Source organism: Streptomyces sp. NPDC041200 (assembly GCF_055591805.1).
This window is the reverse complement of record NZ_JBVIZF010000023.1, coordinates 63,328-78,885: the sequence shown is the minus strand read 5'-3', so window position 1 is coordinate 78,885 and position 15,558 is coordinate 63,328. Positions and strand designations below refer to the sequence as shown.

At 69.2% G+C, this 15,558-nt stretch carries 16 protein-coding genes; 11 read left to right on the top strand and 5 right to left on the bottom strand.

The genetic code is table 11. The features are described from left to right. Window positions 1–14: 14 nt before the first annotated feature. Entirely contained in the window at window positions 15–1,487 is a 1,473-nt protein-coding gene (gene tcuA, locus ACZ6CL_RS32785) for an FAD-dependent tricarballylate dehydrogenase TcuA (protein ID WP_468942446.1), read from the top strand. 356 nt (window positions 1,488–1,843) lie between these two features. Here the strand turns inward: tcuA and ACZ6CL_RS32780 are convergent, their stop codons facing one another. Both ACZ6CL_RS32780 and ACZ6CL_RS32775 read right to left on the bottom strand, forming a co-directional pair. Beyond that, window positions 1,844–2,707, bottom strand: coding sequence for an alpha/beta hydrolase (locus ACZ6CL_RS32780; protein WP_468942444.1), 864 nt, complete (start codon window positions 2,705–2,707; stop codon window positions 1,844–1,846). A 434-nt stretch (window positions 2,708–3,141) separates the two neighbouring features. Then, a complete protein-coding gene (locus ACZ6CL_RS32775) occupies window positions 3,142–4,242 on the bottom strand; it encodes a hypothetical protein (protein WP_468942441.1) in 1,101 nt (366 codons plus the stop codon). 380 nt (window positions 4,243–4,622) lie between these two features. On the opposite strand from ACZ6CL_RS32775, the gene ACZ6CL_RS32770 reads away from it, so the two are divergent. The 5 genes from ACZ6CL_RS32770 to ACZ6CL_RS32750 all read left to right on the top strand — a co-directional run bounded on the left by ACZ6CL_RS32770 (window position 4,623) and on the right by ACZ6CL_RS32750 (window position 8,800). Then, on the top strand, window positions 4,623–5,735 hold the full coding sequence (locus ACZ6CL_RS32770) for a ferritin-like domain-containing protein (protein ID WP_468942438.1): 1,113 nt from the start codon (window positions 4,623–4,625) through the stop codon (window positions 5,733–5,735). A gap of 37 nt (window positions 5,736–5,772) precedes the next feature. Next, window positions 5,773–6,237, top strand: coding sequence for a PaaI family thioesterase (locus ACZ6CL_RS32765; protein WP_468942436.1), 465 nt, complete (start codon window positions 5,773–5,775; stop codon window positions 6,235–6,237). Window positions 6,238–6,327: 90 nt separating this feature from the next. Then, window positions 6,328–6,987 (top strand): TenA family transcriptional regulator, encoded by a 660-nt coding sequence (locus ACZ6CL_RS32760; protein ID WP_468942433.1) that lies wholly within the window; start codon window positions 6,328–6,330, stop codon window positions 6,985–6,987. 42 nt (window positions 6,988–7,029) lie between these two features. Next, on the top strand, window positions 7,030–7,743 hold the full coding sequence (locus tag ACZ6CL_RS32755; RefSeq protein WP_468942430.1) for a hypothetical protein: 714 nt from the start codon (window positions 7,030–7,032) through the stop codon (window positions 7,741–7,743). A gap of 76 nt (window positions 7,744–7,819) precedes the next feature. Next, on the top strand, window positions 7,820–8,800 hold the full coding sequence (locus tag ACZ6CL_RS32750) for a methyltransferase (RefSeq protein WP_468942429.1): 981 nt from the start codon (window positions 7,820–7,822) through the stop codon (window positions 8,798–8,800). Window positions 8,801–8,890: 90 nt separating this feature from the next. Here the strand turns inward: ACZ6CL_RS32750 and ACZ6CL_RS32745 are convergent, their stop codons facing one another. Together ACZ6CL_RS32745 and ACZ6CL_RS32740 are read right to left on the bottom strand one after the other, a co-directional pair. Then, a complete protein-coding gene (locus tag ACZ6CL_RS32745; protein WP_468942426.1) occupies window positions 8,891–9,343 on the bottom strand; it encodes a PaaI family thioesterase in 453 nt (150 codons plus the stop codon). A 52-nt stretch (window positions 9,344–9,395) separates the two neighbouring features. Beyond that, on the bottom strand, window positions 9,396–10,448 hold the full coding sequence (locus ACZ6CL_RS32740) for a helix-turn-helix transcriptional regulator (protein ID WP_468942424.1): 1,053 nt from the start codon (window positions 10,446–10,448) through the stop codon (window positions 9,396–9,398). Window positions 10,449–10,556: 108 nt separating this feature from the next. On the opposite strand from ACZ6CL_RS32740, the gene ACZ6CL_RS32735 reads away from it, so the two are divergent. The 5 genes from ACZ6CL_RS32735 to ACZ6CL_RS32715 all read left to right on the top strand — a co-directional run bounded on the left by ACZ6CL_RS32735 (window position 10,557) and on the right by ACZ6CL_RS32715 (window position 14,939). After that, window positions 10,557–12,095 (top strand): MFS transporter, encoded by a 1,539-nt coding sequence (locus ACZ6CL_RS32735; RefSeq protein ID WP_468942421.1) that lies wholly within the window; start codon window positions 10,557–10,559, stop codon window positions 12,093–12,095. A 155-nt stretch (window positions 12,096–12,250) separates the two neighbouring features. Beyond that, window positions 12,251–12,607 carry a YciI family protein gene (locus tag ACZ6CL_RS32730; protein ID WP_468942420.1) on the top strand — a complete coding sequence of 119 codons (357 nt, stop codon included), beginning with the start codon at window positions 12,251–12,253 and terminating at the stop codon, window positions 12,605–12,607. Between the two features lie 42 nt (window positions 12,608–12,649). Further along, window positions 12,650–13,900 carry an RNA polymerase sigma factor gene (locus ACZ6CL_RS32725; RefSeq protein WP_468942418.1) on the top strand — a complete coding sequence of 417 codons (1,251 nt, stop codon included), beginning with the start codon at window positions 12,650–12,652 and terminating at the stop codon, window positions 13,898–13,900. A 1-nt stretch (window position 13,901) separates the two neighbouring features. Further along, entirely contained in the window at window positions 13,902–14,417 is a 516-nt protein-coding gene (locus ACZ6CL_RS32720; RefSeq protein ID WP_468942415.1) for a GNAT family N-acetyltransferase, read from the top strand. Window positions 14,418–14,450: 33 nt separating this feature from the next. Further along, complete coding sequence (locus ACZ6CL_RS32715) at window positions 14,451–14,939, top strand: nucleoside deaminase (protein WP_468942414.1); 489 nt, start codon at window positions 14,451–14,453, stop codon at window positions 14,937–14,939. A 15-nt stretch (window positions 14,940–14,954) separates the two neighbouring features. Here the strand turns inward: ACZ6CL_RS32715 and ACZ6CL_RS32710 are convergent, their stop codons facing one another. Next, window positions 14,955–15,503, bottom strand: coding sequence for an allene oxide cyclase barrel-like domain-containing protein (locus tag ACZ6CL_RS32710; protein WP_468942411.1), 549 nt, complete (start codon window positions 15,501–15,503; stop codon window positions 14,955–14,957). Between the last annotated feature and the right edge of the window lie 55 nt (window positions 15,504–15,558).

Here is a 15,558-nt window from a genome sequence, read left to right as displayed (position 1 = left end):
CCATGGGAGTACACATGACCGAGCAGTGGGACGTCGTCGTGGTCGGCGGCGGGAACGCCGGCTTCAGCGCGGCTCAGTCCGCCCGACAGCAGGGAGCACGGGTGCTGCTGCTGGAGAAGGCCCCCCGCCAGTGGGCCGGAGGCAACTCCTACTTCACTGCCGGGGCGATGCGCACCAGCCACGGCGGGCTCACCGACCTCACCTCGCTGGTCGAGCCACTTCCCGCGGACCGCGCAGGACGCGTCGACCTCGCCCCCTACACCGACGACGACTTTCTCGCCGACCTGACCCGGGTAACCCAGGGAAGGACCGACCCCGAACTCGCCAGGATCCTGGTCGGTGAATCCCGCGAGACGATGACCTGGCTGCGCAGCCTCGGCCTGCGATTCGAGCTTATGTTCCACCGGCAGGCTTACGAGGTGGACGGGCGCTACCGGTTCTGGGGCGGACTGGCCGTCGGCGTGGTCGGCGGGGGCAAGGGAATGATCGACCAGCACCTTGCCGCCGCCGATCGCAGCGGCATCGAAGTCCGCTTCGACAGCCCCGTCACCGGCCTGGCCACCGGACCCGACGGCTCCGTCCACGGCGTGATGCTCGCCGACGGGCAGCGCATCGAGGCCGACGGCGTGGTACTCACCAGCGGCGGCTTCGAGGCCAACCCGCAGATGCGGGCCGGCTACCTGGGCGCGGGCTGGGACCTGGCCCTGGTGCGCGGAACCCCGCACAACACCGGCGAGGGCATCCGCATGGCCCTGGCGGCCGGCGCGCAACCCTACGGCCACTGGAGCGGCTGCCACGCGGTGGCCTGGGACAGCCAAGCCCGAGCGACCGGCGACCGGGAGCTGACCAACCAACTCACGCGCGGCGGCTACCCGTTCGGCATCGTAGTCAACGCCGAGGGCCGCCGGTTCGTCGACGAGGGAGCGGACTTCCGCAACTACACCTACGCCAAGTACGGTGCCGAGATCCTCAAGCAACCGGCAGGCGTCGCCTACCAGCTCTTCGACGCGACGTCCGCGCCGCTGCTGCGCCCCGAGGAGTACGCCTCGGCGGGCATCACCAGGGTGGAGTCCGACACCGTGAAGGGCCTGGCCAAGGAACTCGGCATAGACGAGGGCCAGCTGACGGAGACGGTTGAGCGGTTCAACGCCGCCGTTGTCCCCGGTCGTTTCGACCCGACGGTCAAGGACGGCTGCCGGACCGAGGGCATCACCCCTCCCAAGTCCAACTGGGCCCAGCCGCTGACCACTCCCCCGTACGTCGCCTTCCCGGTGACCTGCGGCATCACCTTCACCTTCGGCGGGCTGCGGATCGACGCCGACGCGCGCGTGCTGGACCTGAGCGGCCGCCCCGTCCCTGGACTGTACGGGGCCGGCGAACTCGTCGGCGGGCTCTTCTGGTTCAACTACCCTGGTGGCTCCGGCCTCACCGCCGGTTCGGTGCTCGGCAGGCGCGCCGGGCGCTCAGCAGCAGCCGACACGCGTTGACGGCGCCCCAGCCGAGTGAGAGCTCACACGGCCATGGAGGACGCACCATAAGCGCGACGTCGTCGACTCGGCGAGGCAACACGGCCGAGCCGCGAGAGGCCAACCCGGGTCTGTGACGCTGACCGGTCCGCCAGGCGAACCGCCGCACCGGCACCGACGCCATCGCCGACCCCTCCGACAGGTCCTTCACCGAGGTGATCACATCGGATCTCCCGGCCTTCCACGTCACCGTCCACGTACGCGGCCATCCCGGCTCCAGGTCCAGCCGCTCCGTGGCACGGCCGGGCAGCACGTACGACAGAGGATCTGCCGGTACACTGCCCGGCCAAGCTCAACTGGCCAAGTGAAGCGCTCAGTCACAGTGGACCATTCGCCGGGGTGACGTGCTCGTCCTGGTCGTACAGGGACATGTGGGTGGCGCCCTCGACCACGAACAGCTCGCCCGACTCCCCGGCCAGGGCGACGGCCGTGTCGCTGTAGGGGCGGCTGAACGCCTCGGATCCGGCGATCATCAGCACCGGGCGGGGCGCGATCATCGACATGAAGCGGAAGGCGTCGAACTGCACGGGCCGGTCGAGGCTGCGCACCAGCTGCTTGTTGTCCGAGCGGGGGTGCTGACCGCGCGGGGTGCGGTAGTACGCGTACCCCTCCCCGCCCTCCCCCAGGGACTCCGGCACGATCGGCGCGTAGGCCGGCTCGGCGCCGCCCGCTTCGGCGGTGCGCATCGCGGCCGAGAGGCCCAGGATCCGCTGCAGGCCCTCGGGGCCCTGCTGCCCGTCGACACCGTTGCGGACCGCGTCCCCGGCGTCGAAGGCGGACACCGTTCCGACCGCCTTGATCCGCGTGTCGGCCTGTGCGGCGAACGGCACGTACCCGCCCGACGCGCAGATCCCCAGCGCCCCGATGCGCTCGGCATCGACGTCGTCGCGGGTGGTCAGGTAGGAAACGGCGGCCTTCACGTCCTCGCTGCGCTGGTAGGGGTCCTCCAGGCCGCGCGGCAGACCCTCGCTCTCACCCTGGTAGGCGGCATCGAACACCAGGGCCGCATAGCCCTTGTCGGCCAGGCGCCGCGCGTAAATGTTCGCGGTCTGCTCCTTCACACCGCCACCGGGGTGGCCGATCACAATGGCCGGCAGACGCTGGCCCGCATGGCCCTCGGGGATGAAGAACAGTCCGGCGATTCGCAGATTGTTGCTGGTGAAGCTGACCTCGGTGCCCACCGCACCGGACCGGGCGCACCCTCCAGCGAAGGTTCGATCGCACGTCGGTACATGATCGACATGATCGTGCCGCCTACCGCGATTCCGATCACGCTGCCGGTTTGTCGCACGGTGTTGGTGACGGCCGATCCCGCACCGGCCTGTTCCAACGGCAGGTCGCTGACCAATGCGGCCGTAACGGGGCCGACCACCATGCCGACCGAGAGACCCTGTATCAACAACAGGATCTCGATCCAGACGAGTGGAGTGTGGAGTCCGAGGAAAGGGGCGCCCCCACGCTTAGAATTTCTGGGAAAGACTGTTGCGGCCGAACGGAATACATGCCCTCTGCCGGATTTGCGGACTGAATAGTTTTGGGCCCTCTGGCGGATTTGCGAGTGAAGGATTCCATGCCCTTCAGCTCAGAGCATGTTGATCTTCGGCTGACACTCGGGCTATGACCGCGTCGCCTTCCCGCAGCCGTCCCCGGAGGACTCGCCCCGCCCGACCGGCGCGCTGCGGTCGTACGGGTCGACCTCCGTACCTGCCTCGTCCGCCCGGCGGTCCGTGCCGAAGGGCGGGACGAAGTAGCCCGTGGGGGCTCCGCAGCCGCCGTTGGTCATGTGGTACTTGTACGAGACGATCGAGAACGTGCCCGGCTCTGTGATCACCTTGTCAGGATCGTCCCAGCTCAGGACCAGCTCGCGCCGGACGATCGTGCGCACGATCTCGTCGTCGCCGCCCGCGTCCGCGCGGGTGACCGGGTAGACGAAGGTGACGTCGGCGGTCACCTGGAGCGCGCCGCGCTCGCCCTCCCGGTAGGTGAGCCGGCCCCGGGTCTTCACGACGTCGCCGACCAGGTCGGTGCGGGAGGGCTGGAAGCGGCTGAAGAGGAGAAGGGGGTCACTCTTCTCGCTCGGGGCTCGGAAAGCGGTTTTCAAAAGGTCTTGGACGTCCTTCTGGTGCGGGTTGATCAGTGCGATCGCCTTCTCCGGGCGCTCGCCCCGCAGCACCCCGCGGTCCAGGCCGGACGCGACGAGGAAGTCCCGGCTGCGGGCGAGGGCCCGCTCGACCTCGGCCGCACTCATCCAGCCGACCGCCCCGGCCTTCGGCACGGTGATCCCCGCCGCTCCGCTCGCCCAGCTCGCCGCCGGCGAGCCGCGGAACGGCTCCTCCAGGGTGGGGCGCTGGGCCGCCACCGCCGGGGGTGCCTGGGTCGGGCGGGCGGTCTCGGCCGCCGACGGCGCAGAGTCAGCGTCGTCGGCGGCGAACAGGTCCACCACCCGCCCCGGCGCGAGCGCCACCACCAGGAGCACCAGCGAGGCCAGCAGCCCGACCACGTACCAGCCCGTGCGCCGCTTGGGCCGCGCGGGCGTATAGCTGCGCCAGCCCTCCATGCCGCGGTCGGGCTCCGCGCGCAGCCGCTTCGCCACGTCGCGGGCCCGCGCCGACGGCTCCTTGGGCGCGTCGGCGGCACCCGCCACCGACTCGCGCAGAAACCGCTCCCACTCCTCGTCGGATCTGGACGAACCGTCCGGCCCCGTACCCACACCCATCCCCAACCCCCTGGCAGTCAGCAGACCGCGGCCCACTCCCCTGGGACGCGTCCGCATAATGACACAGAGCGCCGACAGCGAGGCCGACTAGGCGGACGGAGTGGGTGCGCCCTCCTTCCCGGCCCGGCTCGGACCTCGCCAACGGACCCGGAATGGCAGGGCCCGACCGCGTTGATTGCCACTCCAATGGGGATGATGACAATCCATTTGTGTGCTCCAGGCGAGGGCCCATTCTTCCCAACCCAGCTATAGCGTTGATGCATTGACACTTAGTTCGGGCACGAGTATCTTGCGACGCGCTCGACTGCACGGGAACATGCTGACTGGCTTCAAATGCCACGAAACGATGCAAGGATCTTGCACTCGGAGACTGATGACCTGTGAGTTCTTTCGAGTTCTACCTGCCGCCCGTCCCCGAGGACGTCTGGAGCGTCCCCATGGCGGGTGACACCCGATTCACCTGGGAATACAACGACGGCCGTGATTCACTGCTCAACCTTTATCAGAAGGGCAAGAGCAAGCAGTGGGACGCGGCCAAACGCATCGACTGGGATCTTGCCGTCGACCCGGTCGACCCCGCAGGTCTGCCCGAGGAGTTCAACCCGATCTTCGGGTCCCAGATCTGGGACCGCATGACCCGCAAGGAACGTGAAGAATTCACGCGGCACCAGGGAGCGTGGGTTTTCAGTCAGTTCCTGCACGGCGAGCAGGGCGCGCTGAACGTCTCGGCACGCATCGTGCAGTCGGTGCCCGACCTGGACTCCAAGTTCTACGCCGCCACCCAGACCATGGACGAGGCGCGACACGTAGAGCTGTACACCAAGTTCGTGCACGAGAAGATCGGAATGTATTACCCGATCAACCAGGATCTCGCCAGGCTGCTCGCGGAATCACTGGAGGACTCCCGCTGGGACCTGCCCTACCTCGGCATGCAAGTACTGATCGAGGGCCTGGCGCTCGCCTCGTTCGGACTGTTCCGTGACGTGTCCACCACTCCGCTGGTCAGGCAACTCCTGGCCTACGTCATGCAGGACGAGGCCCGGCACGTCGCATTCGGCCGGCTCTCGCTGAGGGACTACTACGCGGAACTCACCGAGAGGGAACGCGCCGAGCGCGAGGAGTTCGTGGTCGAGGGATGCTATCTGCTGCGTGACCGGTTCAAGGCCCGTGAAGTCTACGAACAGCTCGGGCTGCCGCTCGACACGTGCATGGACTATGTCGAGAACTCCGAGATGTATCAGCTCTATCAGTCCCTGCTGTTCAGCCGTGTCGTTCCCTGCGTGAAGGACATCGGACTGTGGGGCGACCGGATCCAGGGCGCCTACCGTGCCATGGGGATTCTCGACAACGCCAAGACGGACCTCGAAGCCCTGATTCGGCAGGACGAGCAGATCGCCGAGGAGGTCGACCGCCAACGATACGAAAGTGAACTCGCCGTCCGCAAGCGAGAAGTGGACGAGGCCATCTCCCGTGGGCAAGCACCCACCGACTGATCCGATCCGCATCAACTTTCGAAGGGCTCTCCAGAAAGTGACTGAGCTGGTCATCAAGGCAGAGAAGGAAGAAACCGTATACGACCGCCTGCCGGGCGACGTGCCACCGGTGGCGAAGCTGGTCGGCTGGACCCTTCTGAAGCTCGACCGAGAATCGGAGACCATTCACCTGTCATTCAGCTCAGCGGCTGAGTTCACCAACCCCGGTGGCACGGTGCACGGCGGTTTCATCACCGCCATGCTGGACGAGTGCATGGGGTCGGCGATCGTCGGCCTCCACGAGGCCCGGTTCCTGCCCACCACCGTCTCCATGTCCATCGACTTCATCAAGCCGGTCATGGTCGGAGAGATCTTCGGCGAGGGGCGGATCACCTCGATGAACGGCAAGTCCGCGTTTCTCGAGGCACGCCTGAGGAACGCGGACGGGCTCGCCCTGGCCCGCGCGACGGGTGTCTACCGCCTGCTGCCCTGGCCGGAGAGCCTGCGGCCAAGGCCGGCCTGACACCGGACGAGTTCGCGATCCTCCGAGGGCGCCGTCGCACCGTTCCTTGAGCAGCGTCATGCGCAACAGTCACCGAAAGGGGATACCCCCATGAGCAACTTCGAGAAGCTCCTGGCCGCGACCCAGAACGAGTTCGACAGCGAGATCGGGCAGAATCCGCTGATCGAGGTGGTCGCCGGCGGCCAGATGAAGCAGGAACACTACGTCGCCTACCTCCGCGAGACCTACCACATGGTCCGCCACACCTCCCGGATGCTGTCACTGGCGGGTGCCCGGCTCGACGACGAGTACCGCAAGCTGCGCGACTGGTTCTTCGAGCAGGTTGCCGAGGAGAACAACCACGACCTGCTGTGCATCCGGGACCTGGAGAACCTGGGCGTGGACGTCGAGCAGGTGTTGGCCGTTCCGCCCAAACGCGGCTCGTGGGGGCTGGTCTCCCAGAACTACTACATGGCGACTTACGGGAGTCCGCTTGGCATCCTCGGCGTCGCGAGCCTGACCGAGGGGCTCGGTGCCGACCTCGGCAAGTCCATGGCCGAGATGCTCAGAGAGACCTACGGTCTGGAGAAGAACCAGGTCACGTTCATCAAGAGCCACGCGGGCTTCGACGCCCGGCACATCGAGGACGTGAAGGAGGCTGTCAACGACCTTCTGCTGAAGGAGTCCGACCTGGACGAGGTCATCCATGGACGCCGCATGACCATCTACTACTACGCGCAGATGTTCCGCGACGTGCTTGAGAGCGCGTGATCCGGACCCGGACTCCGACAATCCGATGCGGGGGAACACGTCATGCAGTCCGAAGTGATCGCAGACTTGGACGACAGTAATCCGAAGAACACGTCAACCTTCACGGCAGCGCCCCAGGACGAGGACGTCCTTCAGGAAGTGCGGAAGTACCAGATCCATGAGATCGCCGGAGCGAAGGGCCTTGACGACTACCGTGAGTTCCTGAGGGAGGCCCTCAAGCCGCTCGGCCTGTACAGCGAAGAATTCCTCCCCGGAACCGCCGCTGTTTGCTACAAGATCACTTTCGAAGGTCGGCTGGTGGCAATCTTCCGGCTCACGCCGGCGGAACCGGATTCGACCTTGCACAAGGTCATCCCGGGCGCCCGCGACAAGCGGATTCTCGAAGTGAACAACGTTGCCATCGAGAAGACCTTCCGGGGCGACCTCCTGCTCGGCGTCATCCTGCGCAACTGTGCGGTGCTGTCCCACGAGAAGGGGTACGACATCGTCGCCGGTGTCATCAGGCATGAAATCCTTCCGTTGTTCGTCGACTTCGGGACCATCCCGGTATGCCACGAACCCCTTCACTTGCTGGGCGACGACAACATCAACGACTTCGTCACGTATTTCAGGACGGAGGACCGTGAACAGGTCGACTACGCCATCGTCCGCGGCTATCACTACTTTCATCGGAAGGTCACGATGAAAAAAATCGATGCTGAGGCGAAGCGTGCCCGCCCGCACTCCATGGACGGTGAACTTGCGCTCAACGGTTGACCCGAAGAATGAGCAGCCGGACCCTGTTCCCGCCGCTTCGCCCGGAACCGTTCACCTCTTACTTCCGCTGCTTCACATGATGGCGGCAAAGACGATACACGCCGCGGCCGAACTCAGAATCGCCGATCTGCTCGCCGAGGGTGTGTGTACCACCGACGGCCTGGCCGACCGTACCGGCACTCACGCCCCGTCGCTGCGGCGGCTGCTGCTGGCTCTGGCCGGGCTGGGCATCGTCGTCCAGGCCTCAGCCGACCAGTTCGAGCTCGCGGACCTGGGGCAGCCTCTCCGCGAGGGCGTGCCGGATTCGGTCCGTGGCCTCGTGCTCATGGGAGGCGGCCCCGAGACGTGGCGTAGCTGGGAGCAGTTGGTGCCCAGCCTGCGGACCGGAACACCGGCCTGGGACCTGGCACACGGCATGAGCTGGACCGAGTACTACGCGCGCAATCCAGGCGCAGCCGCCGTCTTCAACCGTTCGCAGGCCGAGCACACCCGCGATACGACGCCCGGCATCATTGCTGCCGCCGACTTCTCCAGATTCCACAAGGTCGTCGACATCGGCGGCGGCGATGGCACCCTCCTCTCCCGCATCCTGCGAGATCATCCGAAGCTTGAGGGCGTCCTCTTCGATACGTCCGTCGGACTCGCAGGCGCTGACAGCACGCTCGCCGACGCCGGCGTCACGTCACGGTGCCAGGTGGTGGAGGGCGACTTCTTCGAGAGAGTGCCCGCCGGCGGCGATGCCTACCTCCTGAAGGAGATTCTGCACGACTGGGACGACCGGCAGACTGTGGCCATCCTGCGCAAGATCCGATCCGCCATTCCGGTGGACGGGCGCCTGCTCGTCACCGAGCGCAGGCTGCCGGAAACGGCCGCCGCCGGCAGGAACGAGAGCCACTGGTACCTGCGCGACATCCTGATGCTGGTCGTGACCGGCGGACGGGAACGCACCGCGAGTGAATTCGGTCGCCTCTTCGAGGAGGCCGGGTTCAAGCTGGCTCGGTCCACGGAGCCCTTCCCTCCGTTCGGCTACTGCCTGTTCGAAGGTGTCCCGGCCTGACCTCGGAAACGGTACGACGTCCGCGTGCCCCGGCTCCCCGTCAAAGCACGGCATCCGACGGGGAGCCATTCCGGCCTTCCTCGACCGCGTTCAGCCGGACTTCTTCGCAATGGACTTGATTCGCGCGGTCGCCGTTGCCACGGCCACTGGCCTGCCACGCGAGTCGAGGAGTTCACCCGCGAGAAAGCACACCTCGGATCCGCGCTGGACGATCCGTGCGCGCCCGACAAGGCGCCCGGGCAAGGCCGGCCGCAGAAACTGGACATGGAGATCAAGCGTCGGCGCGAACTGCCCCTCCGGCAACGTCGCGACCAACGCGGGCCCCAGCGTGTCATCGAGCATCGCCGCCAGGAATCCACCTTGGACCGAACCCACCGGATTCAGGAACTGCTCCCCGGCCGTGAAAGCCACCTCGATGGTGCCGGCATCCGGATCCACCTCGATCAGCTCCCAGCCGAGAGTCACGGCCGCGGGAGGTGGCTGGACCCGCCCGGCCTGCACATCCCAGAACACGCCTTGCCTTTGTTGATTTGTGGTCACCATCCCGACCCTAGAGCTCACGGAGGGGGAAGACGAGACCATAGCGGCTGCGCAGTCACTCCGAGGACGGCCACGGCGGGCAGCCCTGCGAATCCTCCGGGCCCCGGGCCCCGACCCCCGCCTGGCATCCGCCGGAGTAGAGGGCCGTGCCCTCCGCCGCGACGCGGGCCAGCTCCTCGCGCAGCGACTCCGGCGAGATCACCTCGACGTCGGCGCCGAAGGCGAGCAGGGGCAGGGCCGCGCCCATGACGCTGAAGCGCAGGTGGAACTCCACGCGGTCCTCGCCACCACCTTGGGCGGGGTCCGCTTCGGGGGGCGGCGGTGCGGACAGATCGGCGCGGTAGATGCTCAGGAAGCGGCGCAGGGACGCCCGCCGGACCCGCACCACCACGTCCACCCCCGTGGGGAGGTCGTCGATCTGGCGGCGCAGGGTGTCCCACACATCGGCCAGTTCGGCGCCCTCGCGCCGCCGTACGGGCTCGTCGGCGACCGACGCCGTCAGGATGCGGTCCACCCGGAACAGCTGCGGCCGGGCGCGGTGATCGGCCACCAGGTACCAGACGCCCGCCTTGTCGACCAGACCGTACGGATCGAGGGTGTACGACGCCTCGCGGCCGTCGCGGCCGTGCCGGTACCGCAGCCGCAGCCGCCGGTCGGTGAAGACGGCGTCCTGGAGCACCCCCAGGTCGGCCACCGCCGCCCGGGGCCCGCTGCGCCAGCGGACCGGGTCCACCAGGATGCGGCGGCGGGTCAGCGCGGCGGCGTCGCGGTGCGGCTGCGGCAGCGCGGCCATGACCTTGCGCAGCGCCGAGCCGATGGCCCGGCCGAGCCCCAGATCGGCGTGGGCCCGGTCGGTGACCAGCACGAACAGCGCCCGCGCCTCGTCGGCGGTCAGCCCGGTCACATCGGTTCGGTAGCCGGGCAGCAGGGCGATGCCGCCATTGCGCCCGCGTTCGGCGTAGACGGGCACTCCGGCCGAGGAGAGCGCCTCGACGTCGCGGAAGATGGTGCGTACGGACACCTCCAGGCGCTCGGCCAGCTCGGTGGCCGGCACCTGTCGGCGCGTCTGCAACAGCAGCAGGATCGACAGCATCCGGTCGGATTTCATGCTCCGAGGATCGCCGAAAAACATGACGGCAGGTGTCATGTATTGCGGGGAAAGTGGGCGCGCGGGCCGACGCCGGTCCGCGATTCAGCTCATTCCATGGAGACTTCGATGTCCGCAGACACCACCACCGCCGTCCCCGCGCGGCCGCAGACCGCAGGGACATCCCCCGGAAGATCCCCCGGGGGCCGCCATCTCGGGCTGGCCCTGTTCGTGATCGCCGCGGCGCAGCTGATGGTGGTTCTGGACGCCACGATCACCAACATCGCCCTGCCCAGCATCCAGACCGATCTGGCCGTGTCCGACGGCAATCTGGCGTGGATCGTCAACGCGTACGCGCTGGCCTTCGGCGGGCTGCTGCTGCTCGGCGGGCGGGCCGGGGACCTGTTCGGGCGGCGGCGGATGTTCCGTACCGGGATCACCGTCTTCACCCTGGCCTCGGTGCTCGGCGGACTGGCCCCGGGCGAGGGGCTGTTGATCGGCGCCCGGGTGCTGCAGGGCGTGGCCGCCGCGATGGCCGCACCCAGCGCGCTGGCCCTGATCGCCACGACGTTCCCGGCGGGCAAGGCGCGCAACACGGCGATGGGCGTGTACGCGGCCATGGGCGGGGTCGGCGCCACGGTCGGTCTGCTGCTGGGCGGCACGCTCACCGATGTCCTCGACTGGCGCTGGGTGTTCTTCGTCAACATCCCGATCGGGCTGGCCGTCCTCGCCGGGACCCGGACCCTGGTCGAGGCCGACCGTAGTCCCGGGCGGCTGGACGTGCCCGGCGCGATCACCGGCACGGGCGGTCTGATCGCGCTGGTCTACGCCATCACCCGGGGCGGCGACCACGGCTGGGCCGATGGCCTCACCCTCGGCTCCTTCGCCGCGGCGGCCGTGCTGCTGGCCGCGTTCCTGCTGGTCCAGGTTCGGGCCGGGCACCCGATGATGCCGCTGCGGCTGTTCCGGGACCGCAGCCGGTGGGGCAGCTACGCCACCATGCTGTGCATCGGCGCGGGCATGTTCGCCACCTTCTACTTCCTGACGCTCTACATGCAGCTGATCCTGGGCTACAGCCCGGTCAGGACCGGCTTCGCGTATCTGCCCTTCAGCATCGGCATGGCCGTGGCCGCGGGGCTCAGCTCCAAGCTGGTCGCCCACCTCGCGCCGCGGCTGATAGCCGGGCCGGGCCTGGCGGTCGCGGCGGCGGGCATGGTGTGGTTCTCCACCCTGGAGCCGGACTCGTCGTACGCGGGCCATCTGATGCCCGCGATGTTCGTCACCGCGCTGGGCCTGGGCATGGGGTTCGTGCCGATGACACTGGGCGCGGTCAGCGGGGTGCGGCAGGAGGACACCGGAATCGCCTCCGCGCTGCTGAACACCGCCCAGCAGGTCGGCGGCGCCCTCGGCCTCGCGGTCATGTCGACCCTCTCCACCTCGGCGGCGACCGACCGGCTGCCCGGAGCGGCCGCCGCCCTCTACCGGGGGCTGGCCACGCACGACGCCGCCCTGGTGGCGAGGGCCGGTGAGGCGCTGACCCACGGCTACACCCGGGCCTTCGCCGCCGCGGCCGTCATGTTCCTGGCGGGGCTCGCGGTCACCGCGTTCGCCATCAACGCGAAGAAGCAGCAGCACGGCGAGGAGGCGGGCCCGGTGCACATGGGCTGATCCGTTCCCCCCCCTGTGATCGCGCTGCCCCTGTGATCGCGCTCCCCGGAAAAATCCCCGAAGATTTTTCCGGGGAGGTGTCGATCCGGGCGTCTCCCGTTCGACGCAGGGGTGAGAGGCGGGGACAGGCCCCGCCCGGCGACCGAGGAGTCACCATGCCGCGCTTTCTGACCCTGATCCGCATCGACGAGAAGAACGCCCCCGCCGAGGGCCCCAGCCCCGAGCTGATGGAGCGCATGGGCGCGCTGCTGGAGGAGATCACCAAGGCGGGCGTCATGCTCGACACGGCCGGGCTCAAGCCCACCTCCGAGGGGACCAGGGTCACCTGGTCCGGCGGCAAGATCGGCTACACCGACGGGCCGTTCACCGAGAGCAAGGAGGTCATCGGCGGCTACTCCCTCATCCAGGCCAAGGACAAGGCCGAGGCGCTGGAGTGGACGAAGCGGTTCCTGGAGACCCACGAGGACTACTGGACCGTCACCGCCGAGGTCCGCGAGATCGACGAGGGCTGATCCGGTTCCGCTTGCCGCACCACCGGGCGGCTGCTCTGATGGGTGGCCGTGACGGCAGCACACGCGACCGAAGCGACCAGGACGGTCGAAGCGGTCTTCAGGATCGAATCCGCGCGGATCATCGCCGGTGTCGCCCGCATCGTGCGGGACGTCGGCATCGCCGAGGAACTCGCGCAGGATGCCCTGATCGCCGCGCTGGAGCAGTGGCCGGAGTCGGGCGTCCCGGACAAGCCGGGAGCCTGGCTCATGGCCGCCGCCAAGCACCGCGCGATCGACCTCGTACGCCGCAAGGAGACGTACGCGCGCAAGCTGGCCGAGGTCGGGCGGGCGCTGGAGGACGTACCGCCGCCCGGTTCCGCGGACCTCGACGACCCCGACGACATCGACGACGACCTGCTGCGGCTGATCTTCACCGCCTGCCATCCGGTGCTGTCGCCCGAGGCCCGTATCGCCCTGACCCTGCGGCTGCTGGGCGGGCTGACCACGGAGGAGATCGCCCGCGCCTTCCTGGCCTCCGAGGCGGCCGTCGCGCAGCGGATCGTCCGGGCGAAGCGGTCGCTGGCCAAGGCCCGGGTCCCCTTCGAGGTGCCGTACGGGGAGGACCGGGCCGCCCGGCTCTCCTCGGTGCTGGAGGTCATCTACCTGATCTTCAACGAGGGCTACTCCGCGACGGCCGGGGACGATCTGGTGCGCCCGGCCCTGTGCGAGGACGCGCTGCGGCTGGCCCGGGTACTGGCGGGGCTCATGCCCAAGGAGCCCGAGGTGCACGGGCTGGTCGCGCTGCTGGAGTTCCAGGCCTCCCGCATCCCGGCCCGCACCGGCCCGGACGGCGCGCCGGTGCTGCTCGCCGACCAGAATCGGGCCAAGTGGAACCGGTTGCTCATCCACCGCGGCGTCGAGGCCCTGCACCACGCGGGCCACGGACCGTACGCCCTCCAGGCCGCGATCGCCGCCTGCCACGCGCGGGCGGTCCGCTACGAGGACACCGACTGGACGACCATCGCCACCCTCTACGACCGGCTGGCCGCCCTCACCCCGTCCCCGGTGGTGGAGCTGAACCGGGCGGTGGCCGTCTCGATGGCGGAGGGCCCCGCGGCCGCTCTCGTACTGGTCGACGCCCTGGTGGCGGATCCCGCGCTGCGCGACTACCACCTGCTGCCGAGCGTCCGCGGTGATCTGCTGGAGCGGCTGGGGCGGCGGGAGGAGGCGCGCGCGGAGTACGAGCGCGCCGCCTCCCTCACCCGCAACGCCCCCGAGCGCCGCCTGCTGCGGGAGAGGGCCGCGCGGGTCTGAGGTGCGGACGACTCTGCACGGCGCGCGGGTGGTGTTGCGCCCCACCGTCCCCACCGACATCCCCCGGCTCGCCGCCATCCGCGCGCGGCCCGAGGTGTACGCGCGCTGGCGGGGCGGCGCGGACCTGGTGGCGGCGGTGACCGAGGACCTGGCCGACGCGGACACCGAGACGCTGGCCGTCGTGTACGAGGGGGCCGTGGTCGGCATGATCCAGTGGTCGGAGGAGCCGGACCCGGACTACCGGCACGCGAGCATCGACATCTATCTGGACCCGGCGGTGCACGGCCGGGGGCTCGGCACCGACGCCGTCCGCACCCTGGCCCGCCACCTGATCAACGACCACGGCCACCACCGCGTCGTGATCGACCCGGCCGCCGACAACGCCGCCGCCATCCGCGCGTACGAGAAGGCGGGGTTCCGCCCGGTGGGCGTGATGCGCCGCTACGAGCGCGGGCCCGACGGCAGCTGGCACGACGCCCTGCTGATGGACCTGCTGGCCGAGGAGTTGACCGATTAGCATGCTGGCCCTGATCACCACCGGGGAGGCATCGTGGCGGACCACGCGACCGACGACGACCTGCGGCATCTGCGCCGCTGTGTGGAGCTGGCGACCGAGGCGCTGGAGACGGGCGACGAGCCGTTCGGATCGCTGCTCGTCGCGGCCGACGGGACCGTCCTCGCCGAGGACCACAACCGGGTGGCGGGCGGCGACCACACCCGCCATCCGGAGTTCGCGCTGGCGCGCTGGGCGGCGGCGCGGCTGACCCCCGCGGAGCGGGCCGCGGCCACCGTCTACACCTCGGGCGAGCACTGCCCGATGTGCGCGGCCGCGCACGGCTGGGTCGGGCTCGGCCGCATCGTGTACGCCAGCTCGTCGGAGCAGCTGTCGGACTGGCTCGCCGAACTCGGCGTGTCCGCGCCGCCGGTGCGGACCCTGCCGATCCGGGAGGTGGTGCCCGGCGCGGTGGTGAAGGGTCCGTATCCGGCGCTCGCCGAGGAGGTCCGTATGCTGCACCGCCGCTTCCACGGTGCCGGCTGATGGGCCCGGGGGAGGTCAGCGGATGAGGTGCACGGTGAAGTTGGTGTCCGTCGCACTGGCGAGGGCGGCGTGCACGTAACCGTGTGCCGTCCGGTAGCGCCCGGTACCGCCGGTGATCGCGAGGTTGATGTCGGCCTCGGGTCCGGCCGCGGTGACGGAGATCAGCCCCTGAATGGTGAGGTCCCCATCGGGAAGGGTGAGCGTGCCCACGCACTGCTGGTCGAACGAGTCGACGACGGGGCCGACCCGGGTCAGCGTGCAGACCTCGCCGTAGTGGCCCACCACGGCAGTGCCCTGGAGGAGGTCACCGCTGATGACGAACTCGTCCCCCTGGCTGGGCCCGGGCGTTCCCACATCGACGAAGCTGAACTGCGTCTGGTGCGCGACCAGGTCGAAGACCTGCTCGCGCCCGATGGGGTACATCGGAGGCCAGTGGCCCCAGAGGGGCGTCGGTGCGGCGGCCGACGCCGGGGCGGCGCACAGGAGGGCGGCGGTCACGGCGGTGGCGGCGCTCAGAGAGAGGTGTCGGAGGTGGCGGAGGTAGCGCATGATGACAGTTCCCATCGGGTCGTAGGGGCTCCGGCATCAGCGTTGCGGCCCGTACCGGCGACGGCGACCC